The following is a 19,854-nucleotide window of genomic DNA, read 5'->3' as shown; positions in this document are numbered from 1 at the left end:
CTGGACTGGAGGCGCGGTGCGGGTGACCGACGTCGGTCACCCGCACCGCGCCTCCAGTCCAGACGGCCCCACCCGCTAGCGTGGTCCGCATGGGGACGGCGACGGAGTGGACGCGGCTGCCCGTGGGGCGCCGCGAGCTCCGCCAGGACGCGGTCCTCGCGCTCGTCCTCGGTGCCGGCCTGGCGATCACGACGACGCTCTACACCGCCGCGGGCACCTACGGCGACGACCAGGCCGCGTGGTGGGTCTCCGCGCTGATGATCGTCGCGAATGCCGCGCCGATCGCGTTCCGCCGGCGCTGGCCGATGAGCATGGCCGTCGTCTCGGCACTGGCCTTCGCGGCCTTGCAGCTCCTGCACGTGCCAGAGGTCTTCCTCGTCAACTTCACCCTGTTCATCGCGCTGTACACGGTCGGAGCGTGGTGCTCCGACCGTGTCCGGGCCGAGGCCGTCCGGTGGGTCGTGATCGGCGGCATGTTCGCCTGGCTCTTCATCGGGATCGCCTTCGGCTGGGCCGTCCCGAACGCACTGCCGAACGACGACGGCGGGCTGATCCCGCCCTACATCGCGTTCTCGCTGCTCAACATCCTGATCAACGTCATCTACTTCGGTGCCGCCTGGTACGCCGGCAACCGGGCGTGGGCCTCGGCCGTCGCGAAGCACGAGCTGGACGTCCGGACCGCCGAGCTCGCCGCCGAACGCGAGCGGAGCGCCGCGCAGGCCGTGACGCTGGAACGCGTCCGGATCGCCCGCGAACTGCACGACGTCGTCGCCCACCACGTCTCGCTGATGGGCGTGCAGGCCGGCGCCGCCCGACGGGTGATCGACCGCGACCCGGCGCAGGCCACCGCGTCCCTCGGCGTCGTCGAGGAGAGCGCGCGCACCGCCGTCGAGGAGCTCCGGCGGATGCTCGGCACCCTCCGCTCCCACGACGACGACCCCGCGGGCGACGACCACCGCGACGCTCCGAGCACCGAGGGCCTCGGCCGCATCGGGGAGCTCGCCGGCGCCGCCCGCACGGCTGGCCACCCCACCGAGTACGTGGTCGTCGGCGAACCGCGGGAGATCCCGCCGACGGTGTCCGCCGTGGCGTACCGGATCGCGCAGGAGGCCGTGACGAACGTCCTCAAGCACGCCGGACCGACCGCCCGGGCCGACGTCCGCGTGCGGTACCTCGCCGACTGCGTCGAGGTCGAGGTCACCGACGACGGGCACGGCGACCGCGCTCCGCGGAACACGGCGGGCAGCGGACTCGGCCACGTGGGGATGCGCGAACGCGTCGCCGCGGTGGGCGGACGGATCGAGATCGGGCCGCGCGCCCGGGGAGGCTACCTGGTGCGGGCATGGCTGCCGACGACCTGACGATCGTGCTCGCGGACGACCAGGACCTCGTCCGGGCCGGGTTCCGCGTCATCCTCGAGTCCGAGCCGGGGTTCCGCGTCGTCGGCGAAGCGGCGGACGGCGCCGAAGCCGTCGAGGCCGTCCGACGACACCGACCGGACGTGGTCTGCCTCGACGTCCAGATGCCGAACGTCGACGGGCTCGAGGCGGCACGGCGGATCGCGGCCCTCCCCGATCCCCCGGCGGTGCTCGTCCTGACGACGTTCGACCACGACGACGCCCTCTTCCAGGCGCTCGAGGCCGGGGCGAGCGGGTTCCTGCTGAAGAACGCCTCTCCCGAACGGCTGATCGACGCGGTCCGCACGGTGGCCGCGGGCGACGCGCTGCTCGCCCCGGACGTGACGCGGCGGGTGATCAGCCGGGCGACGGCGACCGCCCCGCCGACGAGCGCAGACGCCGTGCCCGCAGCCGACGCGGCGCTGGCCAGCGCCGGCCTCACCGAGCGCGAGACCGAGGTGCTCCGACTGCTCGCCCGGGGTCTGAGCAACGCCGAGATCGCCGCCGAGCTCTACGTGGGCGAGGCGACCGTGAAGACCCACGTGTCGAACGTGCTGCAGAAGCTCGGCCTGCGCGACCGCATCCAGGCCGTGGTCTGGGCGTTCGAGCACGGCGTCGCCGGCACCGCGGGCCGACCCGAGACCACGGACTGACCCGGCACCACGGACGGACCCCGCCCACGTCCGCTCCCCCGTGCGGTGGAGTCGGCGCCGCAGATCGCGCCTCCGAAACCCGTCGCCAGCCGGAGGCACCGCCCCACCCCGGCGCAATAGCGTCGACGCAGGCGGACCGAACCGCCGCGAGAGGGGAACGACATGCTCACCATCGACGGGGTGACCAAGCAGTACGGCGACCGCCGCGTGCTCGACGACGTCACGTTCACGGTCGGTGACGGACGCCTGACCGGGTTCGTCGGCGGCAACGGTGCCGGCAAGACCACCACGATGCGGATCCTGCTCGGCGTGCTGCAGGCCGACGCCGGCACCGTGTCGATCGACGGCGCGACGATCGGCCCGGCCGACCGACGCCGCTTCGGCTACATGCCCGAGGAGCGCGGGCTGTACCCGAAGATGCCCGTCGCCGAGCAGATCACCTACTTCGCCCGGCTGCACGGCGTCGACAAGCGCACCGCCGCGAGCCGCACCACCGACCTGCTCGACCGGCTCGGCCTGGCGCCGCACGCCGACGACGCCGTCGAGAAGCTCTCGCTCGGCAACCAGCAGCGCGTGCAGGTCGCCGCTGCGCTGGCCCACGACCCCGAGGTCCTCGTGCTCGACGAGCCGTTCTCCGGCCTCGACCCGATGGCCGTCGACGTCGTGCTCGCCGTGCTGCGCGAAGCCGCGGCCGGTGGCGTCCCGGTGCTCTTCTCGAGCCACCAGCTGGACGTCGTCGAGCGGCTGTGCGACGACGTCGTGGTGATCGCCGGCGGCACCATCCGTGCCGCCGGACCGCAGGACGAGCTGCGCAAGCAGGCCGGGCCGCCGGCGTGGGAGCTCCTCGTGGAGGGCGACGTCGCCTGGCTCCGCGACGAACCGGGCGTCACCGTCCGCGAGTTCGACGGGGGCTACGCCGTCTTCGAAGCCGACGACCCCACTGCCCAACGGGTCCTGCAGCGCGCCGTCCAGCACGGCACCGTCGGGTCGTTCTCGCCGCGTGTCCCGCGGCTCAGCGAGGTCTTCCGGGAGGTCGTCCGATGAACGGCTCGTTCGTCCAGTCCGTGCGGCTCGTCGCCGCGCGCGAGATCCAGGCACGCGTCCGCAGCAAGGCGTTCGTCGTGTCGGCCTGCATCCTCATCCTGATGGTCGTCGCGTCGATCGTCGTCGGCGGCATCGTCGGCAAAGCGACCGCGGGCGACACCACCCCGGTCGCGGTCGTCGACGGCGTCAGTCTCCCCACGAGCAAGGGGCTCGACGTCACGCAGGCGCCGACCGCCGCCGCCGCCGAACGGCTCGTCGAGAACGGTGACGTCGACGCGGCGATCCTGCCTTCGGACGACCCGCTCGGCTACAAGGTCGTCGGACTCGACGACGCCCCGACCGACGTCGTGCAGGCGCTGAGCGTCTCACCCCGCATCGAGCTGCTCGACCCGAACGCGATCCCCGGCGGGCTCATCTACATCGTCGCGCTCGCGTTCGGGGTGGTGTACTTCGCCTCCGCCGTGACGTTCGGTCAGTCGATCGCGCAGAGCGTCGTCGAGGAGAAGTCCACCCGGGTGGTCGAGATCCTGATGGCCGCGATCCCGGCGCGGGCACTGCTCGCCGGCAAGGTCCTCGGCAACAGCGTCATGGCGTTCGCGCAGATCGTGGCGGTGGCGATCGCTGCGGCGGTGACGCTCGCGGTCACCGGGCAGGACAACATGTTCACCGTGCTCGGGCCGAGCATGCTGTGGTTCGTCGGCTTCTTCGCGATCGGCTTCGTGCTCATCGCCTCGCTGTTCGCAGCAGCCGCAGTGCTCGTCTCCCGCCAGGAGGACGTCGGCAGTGTCACCACCCCGGTGATGATGCTCGTGATGATCCCGTACATCCTGATCATCGTCGCCTACAACAACCCGACGATCCTCGGTGTGATGTCGTACGTGCCGTTCAGCGCGCCGATCGGCATGCCGATGCGGATCTTCCTCGGGACCGCCGAGTGGTGGGAGCCGATCCTGTCCCTCGTGATCGTGGCGGTCTCGGTGGTGCTGGTCGTGGTCATCGGGGCGCGGATCTACGAGAACGCGCTCCTGCGCACCGGCAGCCGGGTGAAGCTGGCGGAGGCACTGCGCGGCTGACGCCGCGATCTGGACCGGAGGCCCGGATCACGTGAGTCGATCGACTCACGTGATCCGGGCCTCCCGTTCAGAGCAGCCCGAAGACCGCCTGCGCGCCGAGGCTCGTCGCCGCCACGAGCACCCACAGCGCGATCCCGAGCAGCATCGGCCGGAACCCCGCACGTCGGAGTGCGCCGAAGTCCGTCGAGACCCCGATCGCAGCCAGCGCGACCGTGATGAGGAACGTCGCCGCGGTGGAGAACCCCGGGGCCGCGGCGGCCGGCAACACCCCGAGGGTGCGGAGCAGGACGACCACGAGGAACCCGATCAGGAACCACGGCACCAACCGGAGCACGCGGACGCCCCCGGCGCGACCCGACCCGTCGTCGGCGGCGAGCTGCTCGCGGGAAGCGCGCCGTGCCTCCAGTCCGGCCAACCCGATGACGATCGGGATGATCATGAGCGTCCGGACCAGCTTCACGACGACGGCGGTGTCGGTCGCCTGGCGACCGTAGACCGTCGCCGTGGCGACCACCGAGGACGTGTCGTTCACGGCCGTGCCGGCGAAGACGCCGAAGGCGTGCTGCGAGAGCCCCAGCGCGTGACCGACCAGGGGGAAGACGAAGACCGCGGCGATGTTGCAGAGGAAGATCGTGGACATCGCGTAGGCGACGTCGGCACTCACGGCACCGATCACGGGGGTGACGGCCGCGATCGCCGATGCCCCGCAGATGCCCGTCCCGACGCCGATGAGCGTGCGGAGCGCACTCGACACCCGCAGCAGCCGGCCGATCCCCCACGCCGCGACGAGGCACACCACGAGGGTCGTGAGCATGACCGGGAGGGTCTCCCCACCGATGCGCAGGACCTCGCCGATGGACAGCTGCGCACCGAGCAGGACGACGGCGAACTGCAGCACACGGCTCGACGCGAACTTCACGCCGGGCTGGAGCGCGTCGAGCCCGCCATGTCGGCGGCGTCGGACGAGCCAGCCGACGACCGCACCGATGACGACGGCGGGTACCGGGCCACCGATGACCGGGACCTCCGTCCCGACGAGGGTGGCGACGAGTCCGATCGCGACGGCCAGCGCGATGCCGGGGACGACGGCAGCGGCGTCCGCACGCGTGAGGGGCATGCCCTCCAGCATGGCAGGGCGCCGGACGGCCGTCAGCCCACGGGCGGCGTCTGTCCGCTCATGTCGACGCGGCCCGTGCTGTCGTTCCACGTGAAGGTGGCGTTCGTCCGGCCGCTCGCGTCGGCGGTCGACTCGTCCGGCTCTGGGTAGTGGTAGGTCACCACGATCGTCGACGGATCGGTGCGGGCGACGTCGGGGACGAACCCGTACGCCTCCTTGGTCGCGGTGCCGAGGTACCGGCCCTGGTGGAACAGCAGGATCGCGACCGGGGAGCTGCCGGTCGCGAGGTCCAGGTTCACGACCGACCAGGACAGCGGCGCACAGGCGTCGTACCCGGAGTAGTCGGAGTTCGCGGGGTCCCACTTCGCGTCCTCGAGGCCGGTCGGCAACGGCAGGTCCGCGATCGCCTGCGAGGCGGCCGCGGCGCCGCTCGACGGACCACAGGTCGGGGTCGCGGTCGGCGTCGGCGTGGGTGTCTCCGCTGCTGTCGTCGGGGTGGCCGTCACGGTCCGGGTCGCGGTCGGTGTCGCAGCTCCCCCACCGCTGCAGCCGGTCAGGCCAACGGCGAGCGCCGCGACGAACAGGAGTCCCCCGGTGGTCCTGGTGATGCGCATGGGTTCAGATTCCTCCTCGCGGTTCGCAGAGTTCACGGCGTATTCTTGGGTTCGGAAGCAACGACGATTCCGGCCATGCCTCGTCGTGCTCGCGTTCCCCGGACCCGACGGGACGAACTGCGACCAAGAGCCCCTCGTGTCTGAACACCTCATCGAGTACGTCGCCCGTGACCGAACGGGCATCACCGCCGTCGTGACGACCACCAGCGTCATCGACGTCGACACCGTGATCAAGAACATCCACGCCGGGCATGCCGGGTACTACGTCGCGGCCGACTCCTGGAAGCGCACCCCGGTCCGGAGCATGTCGTTCCTCGGCGGGGCGTACCTGTTCGCGAACTGGGACGGCTCGAAGCGGAACATGCTGCACGACCTCGCGTTCCGGGCGCCGACCCGCTCGATCGAGACGAAGCCCGTGGTGCGGCCGCGGCCCGGTGTGCCCCGGCTCCTCGCGGCGCTGTTCGGCCGCCGGCGGAGTCCGCGGCACTGACCCGCATGGAGACCGTCGACGTCGTCGTGATCGGAGCCGGGGTCGCCGGGCTCACCGCCGCGAGACTGCTCGCCAACGCCGACGCCGACGGCGACGGCGAACCCGCAGCCGGCCGCCGGGTCGTCGTGCTCGAGGCCCGCGATCGGGTCGGCGGTCGCGTCCACACCGACCGGTCCGGCGGGCACGTCACCGACCTCGGCGCCTCGTGGATCCACGGCGTCGACGGCAGCGCCGTCGCCGAGGCCGTCACGGCGTTCGGCATCCGCACCGTCGAGTTCACCGTCGGTGGGTACCAGGTGGACAGCCGACCGATCGCCTACCACGGGGCGGACGGACACCGGCTCGACGACGCCGCCATCCATCGGTTCAGTGCCGACGTGCACACGGTCGATGCCACCCTGGCCGACGTCGTGGCCGCATCGGGTCCGACCGACACCTACCGCGACGTCACCGAGCGTGCCGTCGCGGCGCAGGTCTGGGACGCCGAACGGGCAGAGCGCGTCCGGGAGCACCTCGAGCACCGGAGCGAGGAGCAGTACGGCGTCGCGAGCGACGAGCTCGCCGCGCACGGCCTCGACGACGACTCCATCGACGGCGACGAGGTGGTCTTCCCGGACGGCTACGACGCGCTGCCGACGCACCTGGCAGCGGGACTCGACGTGCGCCTCCGCCACGTCGTCCACAGCGTCCGCCACGGCGAGGACGGCATCGAGGTCACGACCGACCACGGGACGTTCCACGCCGAGGCCGTCGTCGTCACGGTCCCGGTCGGGGTCCTGCAGTCCGACGACTTCGTGATCGAGCCACCGCTGCCCGCACGGCACCGGCAGGCCCTCGAACGGCTGCGGATGAACGCGTTCGAGAAGGTCGTCCTGCGGTTCCCGGAGCGGTTCTGGGACGAGGACGTCTACGCGATCCGGCAGCTCGGTCCGGAGGGCCGGTGGTGGCACTCCTGGTACGACCTGACCCGGCTCGACGGTGTGCCGACGCTGCTCACCTTCGCGGCCGGGCCGGCAGCACGGGCGATCCGGGGCTGGAGCGTGGAGCAGGTCACCGCCTCCCTGCTCGAGCAGCTGCGCCGGCTGTACGGCGATCGCGTCCCCGCTCCGAGCACGGTGCAGGTGACCGCGTGGCAGGACGACCCGTTCGCCCGGGGGTCGTACGCGCACATGCTCCCGGGGTCGGCCACGGACGACCACGACGACCTGGCGGTGCCGATCGATGGCCGGCTGCACCTCGCGGGCGAGGCCACCTGGACCGACGACCCGGCGACAGTCGCGGGCGCGATGTACTCCGGGCACCGTGCGGCGGAGCAGATCCTCGGGCGGGACGTGCCGATCGCTCGGCTCTGGTCCGGCGCCCTGAACGGCACCACCTGACGGACTGGAGGCGCGGGTCGGGCCCGCACCGCGCCTCCAGTCCGACGGTCGGTACCGTCTACAGCCGCAACGCCAGCGCGTTCGCGGTGAGGCCCGCGGCCGTGCCGCACAGCAGCACGGTGTCGCCCCGCGACAACCGCCCGTCGTCCAGACAGCGCGCCAGTGTGTACGGCACGGACGAGGACACCATGTTCCCGTACTCGGCGACCGCGTCCACGTACCCGCCCGCCGCGATCCCGATCCGCCGCATCGCGATGCCCAGCGCACCACTGGCCTGGTGCGGGACGACGAGGTCGACGTCCTCGAGTCCGAGTCCCGCCTTCGCGAAGAACCGGTCGAAGAACCCGGGCAGGACCTTCAGCATCCCCATCAGTGCACGCCGCCCGTGCATGTCGAACCGGTAGTCGGCGGGGTCGCCGTCGGCGTAGTCCTCTGCCGGGTACCGGGACAGACCGCCCCGCAGTTCCGTGTCGTGCGCGTGCTCGGGCCACGTCTGCTGCAGGCTCGCGAGGACGCCGGGTCCGTCGTCGGCCGGTTCCACCCGGGTGAGGACGACCGCCGCGGCAGCGTCCGAGAACAGCTCGAAGGACTCCCGCTGCTCGGGGTCGAGGAACCGGGTGCCGACGTCGCCGGACACGATCAGGATTCGCTCGTACTCACCGTCGGCCAGGTACCGCGAGGCGACGTCGACCGCGGTGATGAAGCTCGTGCACGTGGAGTTCACGTCGAACGCGGCAGCGCGGGCACCCGGCGAGACCCGCTCCATGACGAGCGCAGCGGTGCACGGGATCGGCTGGACGCCGGCGGCGCACGCGGCGATGACGCAGTCGACGTCGTCGGGGCTGATGCCCGCGTGCCGGATCGCCCGCTCCGCCGCCGTCGCGAGCATGTCGAGGTGCGAGACGTCGTCAGCGATCCGGTGCCGGGTGACCGTGCCCGACCTCGACGGGAACGTGACCGTCGTCTCGGGCAGGTACGTGCCCCATCCGCTGATCCGGCAGCTCCTCATGACGGTCCCCCTTCGTCGGCGCGCTGGCCCTGTTCGTCGGTGCGCTGGTCCTGCAGCAGGTCGGTGTCCGACGGGTGGTGGTCGTGGCTGAACAGCAGTCGGACCCCGGTCCGTTCGGCGTCGAGCAGCAGCCGCGCGGTCTCAGCCTGCGCCGTCGCATCGTGGGCGACGGCGCGCGGGATCGGGCGGATCCGCGCCTCGTGTCCGAGCAGGTCGCGTCCCCAGGCGGCGTCGCCCGCCAGCAGGACACGGCCCGCGATGAGCGCGCCGACGTGGCCGTCGGCGTGGCCGGGCAGGTCCACGAGTCGGTAGGTGCCGTCACCGAACAGGTCGGCGGTCCGGAGCCCCGTGGTCTCGTCGAGTCGGAAGGCCCGGTCGGGCACGGCCTGGAGGCGCGGCTCCAGCCCGGCGGGCAGCAGCGCCTTGAGCACACCAGCACGCAGCGTCGGATCCGCCATGGTCCGTCGCATCGGCTCGGTCACGACGACGGTGGCGTGCGGGAACGCCGCGAGGCCGCCGATGTGGTCGGGGTGCAGGTGGGACAGGACGACGTGGGTGACGGTCGCTGCTTCCGCTCCGAGTTGCTCGCCGATGCTGGCGCCCGGAGGGATGGTCGGTGGCAGCAGGCGTCGGTACGCCCACCCGGCGGGGCCGGTGCGCCAGGGCAGCGGGGCGTAGCCCGTGTCGAACAGGACGCGGCGGTCGCCGTCCTCGTACAGGAAGACGTTCGCGGGGAAGACGCGCCGTTCCCGTGGGGCGCCGCGGAGGAGCTGGTGCACGCCGTGCGAGGTCGTGCCGCAGACGAAGGCGCGGAGGCTAGGCACGGTCGGCTCCGGTCTCGTAGCTCGCCAGGCTGTCGTCGAGGGAGACGATCGGCTCGTAGCCCAGCACCTCGCGCGCCCGGGTGATGTCGAGGGTCTGCGAGTGCGTGATCGTCGACACGGTGTACCGCGTGACGGGTGGTTCGGGACGAGCGGGCAGCACACCGCAGACCGCCTCGAGCACCCCGGCGATGCCGTAGACGACACCCGCCGGCAGCCGCCGGTGCCGGAGCGGCAGCCCGAGGCCCGTGAGGAGCTGGTCGAGCAGCTCGACGAACGGCCGCGGGTCACCGTTCGTGATGTTGAACGCGCGTCCGGCCGCCTCGGGCACCTCGGCCGCGAGCCGGACGGCGAGCGCCACGTTCTCGACCGCGGTCAGGTCGACGAGGCCCCGTCCGCCGTGCATGAGCGGGACGCCGACACGTTCGTGCACGCGGAGCAGCCGCGGGACGAGTGCGGGGTCGCCCGGTCCGATGATGCCGCGCGGGCGCAGGACGACGACCTCGGGGCCGTTGCTGTGGTCGGTGCGGGCGCTGCGGCTGTTGTGGCCGCTTGCCGCACGGAGCAGCGCCTCGGCGTGCAGCTTCGAGCGGATGTAGTGGTTCATCGGGCGGCTCGGGTCGACCTCGTGCTCCCGGATCGCCAGGCGGTCACGCGGTGCCGCGTAGATGCCGGGCGACGACACGTGCACGAACCGCCGGGCACCAACCCGACGGGCGTACTCGAACGCCCGTGCCGTCCCGGTGACGTTGACGTGCTCGAACTCCGACCACCGTCCCCACGGCGAGGACAGCGCAGCACAGTGCACGACGACGTCGACGGGGAGGTCGAACCGGCCCAGGTCGTCGAGGTCACCGACGAAGGTCGCGCCCTCGGGCAGTGCAGCGGCTCGTCGACCGGCTGCCGTCACCGTGTAGCCGTGCGCCCGCAGGTCCCGGACGACGTGGCCGCCGAGGAACCCGCTGGCGCCCGTGACGAGCGCGCTCTCCCCCATCCCACCGATACTAGGTGCCGCCGGGCGGTGCCGTCGGCCGTGGCCGCCCGCTGCTCCCCTAGGCTCGGCCGTGTGCGGATCGCTCTCGTCACCGACTACTACCTGCCGACGCTCGGCGGGGTGCAGACCGCGGTCCGGGCCCTGGCCGAGAGCCTCCGAGCGGACGGACACGAAGCGATCGTCTTCTGCCCGCTGACCCGTCCGTCCGACGATCCGGGCGTCGTCGGGCTCCCGGTCTCGAGCGTGTTCCGGCCCGATGGGTACCCGTTCGCCTGGTCGCCGCAACGCCTCCGCGAGGTGCTCCGTCGCGAGTTCGCCGCACGCCGGATCGACGTCGTGCACACCCACTCGGAGATGTTCGCCGCGCTCGGGGCCATCCGCGCCGCGCACGACCTGGGCATCCCGGTCGTGCACACGATGCACGGTCGGATCGACGTCTACACCCGGAACGTCCTGCCGCTCCCCGCCGTCACGACGGTCCTGCTCGCCGCGCTGCACGGTCGGCAGGTCAGTGCCGCCGGGATCCAGGTCGCCGGTGACACGCCCTACACGGCCACCCGCACGGCTCGGAGGATGTGGCGGGTGATGCTCGCGCAGTCCCGGGCGAGCGATCACGTCCTCGTGCCGTCCCACCACTTCGCGGCGAAGCTCGTCGAGCAGGGGGTCCGGACACCCGTGACCGTGCTCACGAACGGCATCGAGTCGTCCGTGCTCGACGCGATCGGCGAGGCCCCGCTCCGCACGCTCCGATCCGACGAGCCGCTGCGGATCGTGTGGGTCGGGCGCCTCTCCCCCGAGAAGCGACCCGAGGTCCTGGTCCGCGCGGCGCACGCGTTCCCGGACGGCGTGCGCGTGGACGTCTACGGCGACGGGGTCGCGCGAGCGGCGATCACCCGTGCCGCCGCTGGGGTACCCGTCACGCTGCACGGCTCGGCTCCGCACCACGAGGTCCTCGCCGCCATGCGCTCGGCCCACCTGCTCGTCTCGAGCTCGTTCGACTTCGACAACCAGCCCATGGTCATGCTCGAGGCGATCGCCACCGGGCTCCCGGTGCTGTACTGCGATCCCGACCTCGCCGAGGTGCTCCCCGAAGGCGGAGGCTTCTGCACGCCGACGCCCGACGCGGACGGCATCGCGGTCGAGGTCCGGCGGCTGCGGGACGATGCGGACGCCATCACCCGGGCGTCCGAGGCGATGGTCGCCGCACGGTCGCGGATCGAACAGCGCACCGACGCGGTCGTCGACGTGTACCGATCCGTCACGGCCCGCTGACCACCGCCCTCGTGCCAGGATGTCCTGGCAAGCACAACGAGGGGGACGACATGCTCGCAACGGACGTGGCCGCCAAGCGGTTCCAGCCGACGAAGTTCCGAGAGGGCTACGACCAGGGCGAGGTCGACGACTTCCTCGACCGGGTCCAGGCGGTCTTGGCCGGGTACGAGCAGGGGCGGCCGGTCGACACGCTCACCCCGGAGGACGTCGTCAACACCCGGTTCCGCCCCACTCGCTGGCGTGACGGGTACGACCAGGACCAGGTCGACGACTTCCTCGACGAGATCGTCGTCGCGCTCCGCCAGCACGCCACTCGCTGACCACGCTCGTGGAGACGATGCGGCGCTGGCCCGTCGTCGTGACGGTGCTCGCCGCGGTCGTGTTGACCGGCTGCGCAACGGCAGCACCCGGAGACGCACAGCAGACCCCGGGCCGCGCGATGACCGCTGAATCGGCGAACACCGAACAGCTGGACCTACTCGACGCACTGATGGCAGCGGCCCCCGCGTCCTGGGGTCCGGCGACGGTCAACCGTTTCCGGACCTGCAGCACCGCATCCGGCGAGGGCGGCATCCAGATCACCCGTGAGATCCGCGGGAGCGGGATCTCGGACGAGCGTGCCGCCGCGCGCGCGTTCCGGGACGAACTCACGGCGAACGGGTTCGACGCCGAGATCCGCCGCGGAACCGAAGTCGTCGGGACCGGATCCCTGAACCGCTTCGCCGCGTTCAACGCGGACGGCGGAGCGTCGATCATCCAGGCGTACAGCGCCTGTTACCGGTTCGACCTGCGGTCAAGTACCCCGACTGTGCCCGCAACGGCTGGCGACTGAGTTCTCCACAGCACGTCGTCGCTCAACATCCAGCGAGAACCCCGTTCGTTAGTATGTTGCGTACGAGGGGGTGTCATGGGGAACGGTTGGAATGTGGACATCGCCGGGTCGGAGGCGATCGTCCGAGATGCAGCGACGGCCGGGTCGTCCATGCAGCGCGCGGCGTCGGATGTGGACGCGGCGCTCCGGGACGTCGTCGCAGCGCTCACGGGAACGGACGCCGCCGGGGCTGCGCAGGGTTTCCTCGGCGCGCGACAGGGCGACGCGACGACCGCTGTCAGTGCCGTCGAGAAGGCGATCACGGCCGCGACCGGCGCGATGAACGCGTTCGCCGAGGCGGACGCCGGGATGGCAGACCACGCCACCGCGAGAACGCGACGCGGTTTCGGGCGGACCGTCCAGTGAGCGCGACACTCATCGACGAGAGCGCGCTGCCGACCGTGACACCGACGGCGGGGGCGGTGAACGACAGTGCGACCGCCTTGCGGACGTCCACTGGTGCAGTGCGCCAGGCTGCCCAGGACGCACAGCGCACGTGGAGGGGCATCGACGGCGTGCTCTCGTCGCCCGGCGCGACCGATGCCCTGTCCCACGCGATGCGCGCAGCAACCGGACCGGCCGACGGGCTCGCGACCGCAGCCGGCTCCGTGGCGACGGCGCTCGAGACCTTCGCCGACGACGTGACAACGATCCGCCGGACCCGTCGCTCCCTGCTGGCCGACATCGATGAGATCCGCGCGCGCGTCGCGGCGTCGGACAGCGACGACGCCGTCCCGGACGAGTACCGCGCCGCGAACGACGATCTGCACGCACGGGCGAGTCGACTGCACACTCGTTGGCGGTCGGCGCAGGACGACCTCGCCCAGGCGATCCGCGGACAGATCGGGGGTGCCCCGCGGCTGTTCCCGACGCTCGGTGGCAGCATGCTCGCCGCGCCGTTCGCCAGGATCGACTTCGGTGCGGCATCTCGTGCGTTCCGGGATGCCGCACGTCTCCCGCTGCTCGCGGACCTCGCGGCGCAGGGGCCGGACGCGCTCCGGAAGTGGGCCGCAGACCACCCCGGCGAAGCACAGCGGCTGCTCGACCACCCGCCGTCGACCGATGACGTCAAGGCATGGTGGACCGGCCTCGGCGCCGACGATCGCGCCGCGCTGGTGACCGGTCTCTCAACAGTGGTCGGGAACCTCGGGGGTGTGCTCTACGCCGACCGCGGCCGCGCGAACCAGTACACGCTCGACACCGAGCTCCCGAAGGCGCAGGCGCGCTACCGAGAGCTCTCCGGCAAGGTGTTCCGGAACGACGAGCTGACTCCTGCCGAACGAGCCGAGTACGCGCGGCTGTCGGCGATCGTGGGATCGCTCGAAGCCCTCGACAAGACGCTGCTCGCGGGCACTGCCGCGGCACCGCGGACCATCGTGTCGCTGACACTCGGACACCCGCCGCTCGCCGCGGTGGCCATCGGTGACCTCGACACGGCGACGAACGTGACGGTCAACGTCCCGGGGATGGGCAACACCGTCGCCGAGAGCATGCAGGGCTGGACGGGTGGCGCGGAAAACCTCTTGAACGAGCAGCGCTACGCCGCCCAAGAAGCGCACGCCAGTACGAACATCGCCACCGTCGCGTGGATCGGGTACGACACTCCCGACATGCCGCCGAGCGTCGAGGTGCTCGCCTCCACGAAGGCCGAAGTGGGCGCTCAGAACCTCAGCCGATTCCTCGGAGACGTCTCCAGAACCAGGGGATGGAGCGGCGGGGACCATCTGTCGGTCGTTGCTCACTCCTACGGCACGACGACTGCCACGCTGTCGGTGGCGAAGACGCCCGTGGCCAACCTGACCCTGCTCGCTTCCGCCGGCGTCGACGGACGAGTGCCGAATGTGCACGCGGTCGGGGTGCCGAACGGTCACGTCTGGGCTTCGCAGGCCAACACCGACCTCGTCGCGAACATCGGCCGGGGATCCGTTGAGACTCCGTTGGGCTACGTCCTCGGACGTCAGCCCATCGACACCGGGAACCCGTTCACCTCAACGCGAGACCAGATCCTCACCCTGCCGAGCACACACCGACTCAATCCTGGAAATCCGTCCTGGGGTGCGCGGACCTTCTCCTCCGATCCCGACGTCATCGGCGGAGAGTCCTACGCTGGTTCCGACGGACATTCGGCAACCCCGGGTACCGAGGCCGAGATCGCCGGCGAGGACAGCGACACACACGGCTACCTGGACGCTGGAACGACCTCGCTGTACAACACCGCCCGTACGAGCCTCGGGTACACACCCGAAGGGAAAGCCATCCCATGATCCGAGAACGCCCGGGCCGCCTCGTCACCATCGCAGCGCTCCTCGCAGCAGGGCTCGCCCTGACAGGGTGCGCAAGCGACCTCGCAACGAAGGAGCCACGTATGGCCGCGTCGAACAACAGCGCTGCGAAACAGGTGTGGGACGAGATCAACGCCGAGGCCGAGGCATCCCAGGACGTCGTCGGAGGAACCTGGCTCGCCTCCGACACTGCAGCACGTGCATGCGGCTCGGACGGCGCCCGCTGGGTCGTGAATCGATTCGGCCCCGGAACGTCCGCCGCCGACCGCGACCGGCTGCTCGACGACCTGGCGACTCGTTGGGAGGCGAAGGGGTGGACGGCTGATCGGTCTGCGACCACCGGAGACTACCCAGGCGTCCAGCTACGGTACCCCGGGGCCTCCACGCTGGAAACCGGTTTCTTCGTGCGCTTCCGCACCAATGAGAACGGCTCCTCCCTGCAGATCCAGACCCCCTGCACCCCTGGCGACGTCGACCAGCTCAACCGCGAGAAGTACGCCGAGAAGCACACGAACACACCACCCGACATCCCCGGCGTCTCTGACCCGTCGGCAACGGCAACTCCGTGAGCGCCCAGATGGGTGCGGATCACCTCGCCCCAGAACAGGAGCGCCTCGACCGCCCCCGCGGCTGGTGGATCGCCGGACCAGGCCTCGGTGCCGTCCTGCTCGGCATCGTCGCCGCCGTGGTCGCGGGTGGTGCGATCGAGCACATCTGGCTCCTCGCGGTGATCGCCCTGGTCCAGGTCGGACTGCTCGTCTGGACGGCGATGGCACTCCACACGGTGCGCGGTCGGCGGCCACTCGCGCGGATGGCTGGCATCATCGGCATCGTCGTCGCCGGGCTCTCCATCCTGCAAGGGCTGGGCCTCGTCGTCGGACTGGCTCTCCTCAGCACTGCCGTCTGAGACTGCGGCGTGCGACCCCGGCGCGGACGCTCAGGCGCTCGCGGCAGCTTCCGCCGCACCGATCTGCCGCCCCGTCTCGACGAGTCGCGCCACTGACGGCGTCGACCGGCCTGCTGGCCACGCGAGCACCGTCGTCGCGAGGGGCGCGTCGAGCACGGGTACCGCGACGTGCTCGGGCCACTGCCACGCTCGGCTCGAGCGCGGGATGACCAGGAGCGTCCGGCCGAGGGCAACGAGCTGCGCGAGCTGGGACTGCGAGTGCACCTCCGGCCCGGGTCCGGGCGGGTAGGTCCAGTCCGGGAGCGGCCACCGGGCCATCGGCAGGTCGGGAACGTGCGAGACCTCGGCCATCGTCAGCGACCGTCGCCGAGCGAGCGAGTGCGACGCCGGGACGATGGCGACCTGCGGCTCGGAGTACAGGTCGACGGCGTCGATTCCGGCGAAGTCGTCGAACGGCCGGTGCATCACGGCGATGTCGGCGGTGCCATCGCGCAGGAGTCCGGCCTGCTCCCCGATCTCGCACAGGACAACCTCCACCGGCACGTCGTCGGGTGCCGCGTCGAGCAGCGCCTGCAGGAACTCGTGCGACGACCCGGCCTTCGTCGCGAGGACGAGCCGACGCTCGGGAGCACCGGCACGTCGTGCGCGGCGAACCGCTGCCCGGACGGCGTCGAGGGCCGCCGGAGCTTCGCGGAGCAGTGCCTCCCCAGCAAGCGTCAGGCGCACGCCGCGACGATCACGGTCGAACAGCCGGACGCCGATGCGTTCCTCGAGCTGCCGGATCGCCCGCGACAGGGGCGGCTGGGCCATCCCGAGCCGGAGCGCCGCACGGCCGAAGTGGAGTTCCTCGGCGACGGCGACGAAGTACCGGAGTTCACGCGTCTCGACATCGTCCACGGGTGGAGCCTACGTCGGCGATACCCGTCGGGTACCACAGCGGACCGGATCGGTGTTGGACGCCGAGCGAGCTCCGGACGGACGATCGAGCCATGCAGAACGAGAACACGACCACTGCCCTGGTGACGGGCGGCAACAAGGGCATCGGCGCCGCGATCGCCGAGGGACTCGGCCGGCAGGGACTCCGGGTACTCGTGGGCGCCCGCGACGACGACGCGCGCCGCGGCGCAGTCGAGCGGCTCCGCGCGAGCGGGATCGACGCCGACGGGGTCCGCATCGACGTGACCGACGACGCGAGCGTGACCGCTGCCGCGGCCGACGTCGAGGAACGCTTCGGCCGACTCGACGTCCTGGTGAACAACGCCGGGATCTCCGGCCCGTTCGACCCGGTCACGTGGACGCAGGACCCGACGACGCTCGACCTCGACATGGTCCGGCAGGTCGTCGACGTCAACGTGTACGGCGTCATCCGGGTGACGAACGCGATGCTGCCGCTGCTCCGCCGTTCGCCCGCGCCGCGGATCGTGAACGCGTCGAGCAGCATGGGCTCGCTCGGCCGCCAGCCCGGCCCGGTGATGGCCGCGTACTCGCCGTCGAAGACGTTCCTGAACGGCATCACGACGCAGTACGCCCGCGCGTTCGCGGACACGCCGATCATCGTGAACGCCGCGTGCCCGGGCCTCGTTGCGACCGACTTCAACGGTTTCGCCGGCGACCGGACGGCCGCGCAAGGGGCCGCGACCGCCATCCGGCTCGCGACGCTCCCCGATGACGGTCCGCGCGGCGGCTTCTTCGAGGACGCCGGCGTCGTCCCCTGGTGACGGAGGGGGTCGGAGTCCTCGACGGCTGACCCGGAACGACGAAGCCGCTGTCGTACGACAGCGGCTTCGTCGTTCGTTGCACACGCGCACAGTCACGAGCCGCTCGGGACGACAACGCGGACGTCGTACGACAGCGGAAGTGTCGTACAGAGTCCCCACGGCGCAGGACGGAGAGCGTCGGCTCAGACCGCGGCCGTCGCGCCCTCCAGGGTCGCAGCCAGCGGGTCGAAGTCCTCGGGCAGCGACGCGATCGGTGCGACGGTCGACTCGACCTCGATGAACGAGCGGGCGGCGATCGACTCCTCGACCGCGACCATCGTGTCGAGCACGTGGTACCCGACCTCGCCGGTCGCGATGTGCGAGCCGCCGCCACGGATCGCCCGCGCCATGTCGAGCACGCCGAGGCCACGGCCGACCGTCGGCTCCTCGTCGAGCAGCACGTCGAAGTCCTGCGAGAAGGGGAACGTCGCGTCGGCGGTGATCGGTCGTGCGATCCGGATCGGGTGGCCACCACCGAAGGTGTTCGGATCGGGCAGGACGATGGTGCCCTCGGTCCCGTTCACCTCGAACACGCCGTGCCGGAACAGCGGGGTGTCGAACGACAGCAGGGACTGCGCGTTGCCGCCCTGCTCGAACGAGGTCAGGACGGAGACGTGGGTCGGGACCTCGACGGGGAACTCGTCGCCCGCGTTCGGCCCGACGACGAGCTGCCGGGTCTCCCGGGACTTCGACCCCGTCGCGACGACGGACTCGATCGGGCCGAGCAGGTGCACGAGCGCGGTGAAGTAGTACGGGCCGATGTCGAAGAGCGGACCGGCGCCCTTGGCGTAGAGGAACGACGCGTTCGGGTGGAAGACGTCCGGCCCCTGCCACTGCATGCTCGTGACGGCGGTCAGCGGGGTGCCGATCGCACCCGACTCGATGGCGCGCTTGGCGGTCTGCCAGCCCGGGCCGAGCACGGTGTCGGGCGCGATGCCGAGCTTCAGCCCGAGCTCGTCCGCCAGGGCCACGAGCGACGCGGCCGAGGCCCGGTCGACACCGATCGGCTTCTCGCTCCACACGTGCTTGCCCGCGCGCAGCGCCTGCGTCGAGACCTCGACGTGGGTGGCGGGCAGCGTGAGGTTGATGACGATCTCGACGTCCGGGTCGGCGAGCACCTCGTCGCCGGTGCCGGACGCAGGCACGCCCCACTTCGCCGCCGACGCGGCGGCCCGTTCGGTGTCGATGTCGCCGATGCGGACGACCTCGACGTCGGGGAACGTGGTGAGGTTCGCCAGGTACTGCTCGCTGATCATCCCGGCGCCGATGAAGCCGATGCCGACACGTCCGGTGCGGGTCATGCGGACACCTCCTGCTTGTTCAGGGTGGCCTCGAGCCACGCGTAGGACTGCTGCACGGCGTCGAAGACGTCGACTTCGGAGTGGTCGAACTCGATCACGGCGTACTCGAGCGCAGTGGCAGCGTGCAGTGCTTCGGCGAGCCGGACGTCGCCCTGGCCGGCCGGTGTCTGGTCCTGCGGGATCGACGCCGTGGAGATGTCGTCGCGCATCGGGCCGTCCTTGACGTGCACGGCGACGATGCGGTCCCCGAGCTCCTCGATGAACGCGACGAGGTCGATGCCCGCTGCGGATGCCCAGTACAGATCGAGCTCGAGCACGACGGCCGGGTCGAGCAGTCCGGCGAGCACCTGCAGCGCGGGCGTGCCGTCGATCTGCGGCCGGAGCTCGTGGTCGTGGTTGTGGTAGCCGACGCGGAGGCCGTGCGCCGCAGCTTCGGCAGCGGCGGCGTTGAGACGTGCGGCGACGCGCTCGACGCCCTCGCGGGTGGTCCAGTGGTCGGGGCCGACGAACGGGTCGATGACGATCTCGAGGCCGAGTTCCTTCGCGGCGGCGAACGTCTCTGCGTGCGACGGAGCGGTCATCACGGTGCCGTCGGGCAGCGGGATGGTCTCCTCGACGAGGAACGCGTGTCCCGTCTTGGCGGCGATGCCGTGGGCGTCAAACGCGGACTTGAGCTGCGCTGCTCGGTCCACGAACGCGAACGCCTCGACGGTGTCGAAGCCGATCTCGGCGAGGCGGCGGACGCCGCCGTCGAGATCGGGCTCCAGGGCGGCGTTCACCGTGTAGAGCTGCAGGGAGATGGCGGGTGCCATGGCTGGTCCTTTCAGGGGCTTGCGTTGTGTGCGGTGACCGGCCTGGAGGCGCGACGCGCGT

At 71.5% G+C, this 19,854-nt stretch carries 21 protein-coding genes and 2 pseudogenes; 15 read left to right on the top strand and 8 right to left on the bottom strand.

Going from position 1 to position 19,854, the window contains the following annotated elements:
• Positions 1–89 precede the first annotated feature (89 nt).
• The 4 genes from FS532_RS05130 to FS532_RS05115 all read left to right on the top strand — a co-directional run bounded on the left by FS532_RS05130 (position 90) and on the right by FS532_RS05115 (position 4,167).
• Positions 90–1,361, top strand: a complete 1,272-nt coding sequence (locus FS532_RS05130; RefSeq protein ID WP_144751057.1) for a sensor histidine kinase — start codon at positions 90–92, stop codon at positions 1,359–1,361.
• Positions 1,343–2,050, top strand: a complete 708-nt coding sequence (locus FS532_RS05125) for a response regulator (protein ID WP_144751055.1) — start codon at positions 1,343–1,345, stop codon at positions 2,048–2,050. Before FS532_RS05130 ends, FS532_RS05125 begins: the two co-directional genes overlap by 19 nt.
• A 162-nt stretch (positions 2,051–2,212) precedes the next feature.
• Positions 2,213–3,094, top strand: coding sequence for an ABC transporter ATP-binding protein (locus FS532_RS05120; protein ID WP_144751053.1), 882 nt, complete (start codon positions 2,213–2,215; stop codon positions 3,092–3,094).
• Positions 3,091–4,167, top strand: a complete 1,077-nt coding sequence (locus tag FS532_RS05115) for an ABC transporter permease (protein ID WP_144751050.1) — start codon at positions 3,091–3,093, stop codon at positions 4,165–4,167. The genes FS532_RS05120 and FS532_RS05115 overlap by 4 nt, the downstream gene beginning before the upstream one ends.
• 67 nt (positions 4,168–4,234) lie before the next feature.
• Here the strand turns inward: FS532_RS05115 and FS532_RS05110 are convergent, their stop codons facing one another.
• Both FS532_RS05110 and FS532_RS05105 read right to left on the bottom strand, forming a co-directional pair.
• Entirely contained in the window at positions 4,235–5,284 is a 1,050-nt protein-coding gene (locus tag FS532_RS05110) for a YeiH family protein (protein WP_144751049.1), read from the bottom strand.
• A gap of 32 nt (positions 5,285–5,316) precedes the next feature.
• Positions 5,317–5,898, bottom strand: coding sequence for an LppP/LprE family lipoprotein (locus tag FS532_RS05105; RefSeq protein WP_144751047.1), 582 nt, complete (start codon positions 5,896–5,898; stop codon positions 5,317–5,319).
• Positions 5,899–6,034: 136 nt separating this feature from the next.
• On the opposite strand from FS532_RS05105, the gene FS532_RS05100 reads away from it, so the two are divergent.
• Together FS532_RS05100 and FS532_RS05095 are read left to right on the top strand one after the other, a co-directional pair.
• Positions 6,035–6,388: a hypothetical protein gene (locus FS532_RS05100; protein WP_144751044.1), complete on the top strand. Its 354-nt coding sequence runs from the start codon at positions 6,035–6,037 to the stop codon at positions 6,386–6,388.
• Between the two features lie 5 nt (positions 6,389–6,393).
• Positions 6,394–7,767, top strand: coding sequence for a flavin monoamine oxidase family protein (locus tag FS532_RS05095; protein ID WP_144751042.1), 1,374 nt, complete (start codon positions 6,394–6,396; stop codon positions 7,765–7,767).
• Between the two features lie 58 nt (positions 7,768–7,825).
• On the opposite strand, the gene FS532_RS05090 is transcribed toward FS532_RS05095, so the two are convergent.
• The 3 genes from FS532_RS05090 to FS532_RS05080 are packed head-to-tail and all read right to left on the bottom strand — an operon-like array spanning position 7,826 to position 10,591.
• A complete protein-coding gene (locus FS532_RS05090; RefSeq protein WP_144751040.1) occupies positions 7,826–8,776 on the bottom strand; it encodes a 3-oxoacyl-[acyl-carrier-protein] synthase III C-terminal domain-containing protein in 951 nt (316 codons plus the stop codon).
• Positions 8,773–9,600, bottom strand: a complete 828-nt coding sequence (locus FS532_RS05085) for an MBL fold metallo-hydrolase (RefSeq protein WP_144751038.1) — start codon at positions 9,598–9,600, stop codon at positions 8,773–8,775. The genes FS532_RS05090 and FS532_RS05085 overlap by 4 nt, the downstream gene beginning before the upstream one ends.
• A complete protein-coding gene (locus FS532_RS05080; protein ID WP_144751036.1) occupies positions 9,593–10,591 on the bottom strand; it encodes an NAD-dependent epimerase/dehydratase family protein in 999 nt (332 codons plus the stop codon). Before FS532_RS05080 ends, FS532_RS05085 begins: the two co-directional genes overlap by 8 nt.
• Positions 10,592–10,663: 72 nt before the next feature.
• On the opposite strand from FS532_RS05080, the gene FS532_RS05075 reads away from it, so the two are divergent.
• From FS532_RS05075 to FS532_RS05045, 8 genes and pseudogenes are all read left to right on the top strand, one after another.
• Entirely contained in the window at positions 10,664–11,863 is a 1,200-nt protein-coding gene (locus FS532_RS05075) for a glycosyltransferase (protein ID WP_186321920.1), read from the top strand.
• 50 nt (positions 11,864–11,913) lie between these two features.
• A pseudogene (locus tag FS532_RS19010) lies at positions 11,914–12,036 on the top strand (DivIVA domain-containing protein); the annotation flags it as partial.
• A pseudogene (locus FS532_RS19005) lies at positions 12,019–12,168 on the top strand (DivIVA domain-containing protein); the annotation flags it as partial. The pseudogenes FS532_RS19010 and FS532_RS19005, both read left to right, overlap by 18 nt.
• Before the next feature lie 32 nt (positions 12,169–12,200).
• On the top strand, positions 12,201–12,695 hold the full coding sequence (locus FS532_RS05065; protein WP_144751032.1) for a hypothetical protein: 495 nt from the start codon (positions 12,201–12,203) through the stop codon (positions 12,693–12,695).
• 75 nt (positions 12,696–12,770) lie between these two features.
• Positions 12,771–13,100, top strand: coding sequence for a hypothetical protein (locus FS532_RS05060; protein ID WP_144751030.1), 330 nt, complete (start codon positions 12,771–12,773; stop codon positions 13,098–13,100).
• Positions 13,097–14,998, top strand: coding sequence for an alpha/beta hydrolase (locus FS532_RS05055; RefSeq protein ID WP_144751028.1), 1,902 nt, complete (start codon positions 13,097–13,099; stop codon positions 14,996–14,998). The genes FS532_RS05060 and FS532_RS05055 overlap by 4 nt, the downstream gene beginning before the upstream one ends.
• A gap of 101 nt (positions 14,999–15,099) precedes the next feature.
• Entirely contained in the window at positions 15,100–15,585 is a 486-nt protein-coding gene (locus FS532_RS05050; protein WP_144751026.1) for a hypothetical protein, read from the top strand.
• Positions 15,582–15,923: a hypothetical protein gene (locus tag FS532_RS05045; RefSeq protein WP_144751024.1), complete on the top strand. Its 342-nt coding sequence runs from the start codon at positions 15,582–15,584 to the stop codon at positions 15,921–15,923. The genes FS532_RS05050 and FS532_RS05045 overlap by 4 nt, the downstream gene beginning before the upstream one ends.
• Positions 15,924–15,953: 30 nt before the next feature.
• On the opposite strand, the gene FS532_RS05040 is transcribed toward FS532_RS05045, so the two are convergent.
• The gene (locus FS532_RS05040; RefSeq protein ID WP_144751022.1) at positions 15,954–16,820 is read right to left on the bottom strand and encodes a LysR family transcriptional regulator; all 867 of its coding nucleotides are present in this window, start codon (positions 16,818–16,820) and stop codon (positions 15,954–15,956) included.
• Positions 16,821–16,912: 92 nt separating this feature from the next.
• Between FS532_RS05040 and FS532_RS05035 the strand changes: the two genes are divergently transcribed.
• Positions 16,913–17,641, top strand: a complete 729-nt coding sequence (locus tag FS532_RS05035; RefSeq protein WP_144751020.1) for an SDR family oxidoreductase — start codon at positions 16,913–16,915, stop codon at positions 17,639–17,641.
• A gap of 182 nt (positions 17,642–17,823) precedes the next feature.
• On the opposite strand, the gene FS532_RS05030 is transcribed toward FS532_RS05035, so the two are convergent.
• Both FS532_RS05030 and FS532_RS05025 read right to left on the bottom strand, forming a co-directional pair.
• Positions 17,824–18,981, bottom strand: a complete 1,158-nt coding sequence (locus FS532_RS05030) for a Gfo/Idh/MocA family protein (RefSeq protein ID WP_144751018.1) — start codon at positions 18,979–18,981, stop codon at positions 17,824–17,826.
• Positions 18,978–19,793, bottom strand: coding sequence for a sugar phosphate isomerase/epimerase family protein (locus FS532_RS05025; RefSeq protein ID WP_144751016.1), 816 nt, complete (start codon positions 19,791–19,793; stop codon positions 18,978–18,980). Before FS532_RS05025 ends, FS532_RS05030 begins: the two co-directional genes overlap by 4 nt.
• Positions 19,794–19,854 lie beyond the last annotated feature (61 nt).

This window comes from Curtobacterium pusillum, assembly GCF_007673235.1.
Lineage (GTDB): Bacteria > Actinomycetota > Actinomycetes > Actinomycetales > Microbacteriaceae > Curtobacterium > Curtobacterium pusillum_C.
The sequence above is the reverse complement of the archived record's forward strand: the minus strand, read 5'-3'. Positions and strand labels throughout refer to the sequence as shown.

Bases quoted from the DNA above. Each gene is read 5' to 3' on its own strand.
- FS532_RS05030 (WP_144751018.1), bottom strand. From the start codon at position 18,981: ATGACCCGCACCGGACGTGTCGGCATCGGCTTCATCGGCGCCGGGATG.
- FS532_RS05095 (WP_144751042.1), top strand. From the start codon at position 6,394: ATGGAGACCGTCGACGTCGTCGTGATCGGAGCCGGGGTCGCCGGGCTC.
- FS532_RS05105 (WP_144751047.1), bottom strand. From the start codon at position 5,898: ATGCGCATCACCAGGACCACCGGGGGACTCCTGTTCGTCGCGGCGCTC.
- FS532_RS05060 (WP_144751030.1), top strand. From the start codon at position 12,771: ATGGGGAACGGTTGGAATGTGGACATCGCCGGGTCGGAGGCGATCGTC.
- FS532_RS05115 (WP_144751050.1), top strand. From the start codon at position 3,091: ATGAACGGCTCGTTCGTCCAGTCCGTGCGGCTCGTCGCCGCGCGCGAG.
- FS532_RS05050 (WP_144751026.1), top strand. From the start codon at position 15,100: ATGGCCGCGTCGAACAACAGCGCTGCGAAACAGGTGTGGGACGAGATC.
- FS532_RS05125 (WP_144751055.1), top strand. From the start codon at position 1,343: ATGGCTGCCGACGACCTGACGATCGTGCTCGCGGACGACCAGGACCTC.
- FS532_RS05090 (WP_144751040.1), bottom strand. From the start codon at position 8,776: ATGAGGAGCTGCCGGATCAGCGGATGGGGCACGTACCTGCCCGAGACG.
- FS532_RS05065 (WP_144751032.1), top strand. From the start codon at position 12,201: ATGCGGCGCTGGCCCGTCGTCGTGACGGTGCTCGCCGCGGTCGTGTTG.
- FS532_RS05110 (WP_144751049.1), bottom strand. From the start codon at position 5,284: ATGCCCCTCACGCGTGCGGACGCCGCTGCCGTCGTCCCCGGCATCGCG.
- FS532_RS05120 (WP_144751053.1), top strand. From the start codon at position 2,213: ATGCTCACCATCGACGGGGTGACCAAGCAGTACGGCGACCGCCGCGTG.
- FS532_RS05035 (WP_144751020.1), top strand. From the start codon at position 16,913: ATGCAGAACGAGAACACGACCACTGCCCTGGTGACGGGCGGCAACAAG.
- FS532_RS05025 (WP_144751016.1), bottom strand. From the start codon at position 19,793: ATGGCACCCGCCATCTCCCTGCAGCTCTACACGGTGAACGCCGCCCTG.
- FS532_RS05080 (WP_144751036.1), bottom strand. From the start codon at position 10,591: ATGGGGGAGAGCGCGCTCGTCACGGGCGCCAGCGGGTTCCTCGGCGGC.
- FS532_RS05130 (WP_144751057.1), top strand. From the start codon at position 90: ATGGGGACGGCGACGGAGTGGACGCGGCTGCCCGTGGGGCGCCGCGAG.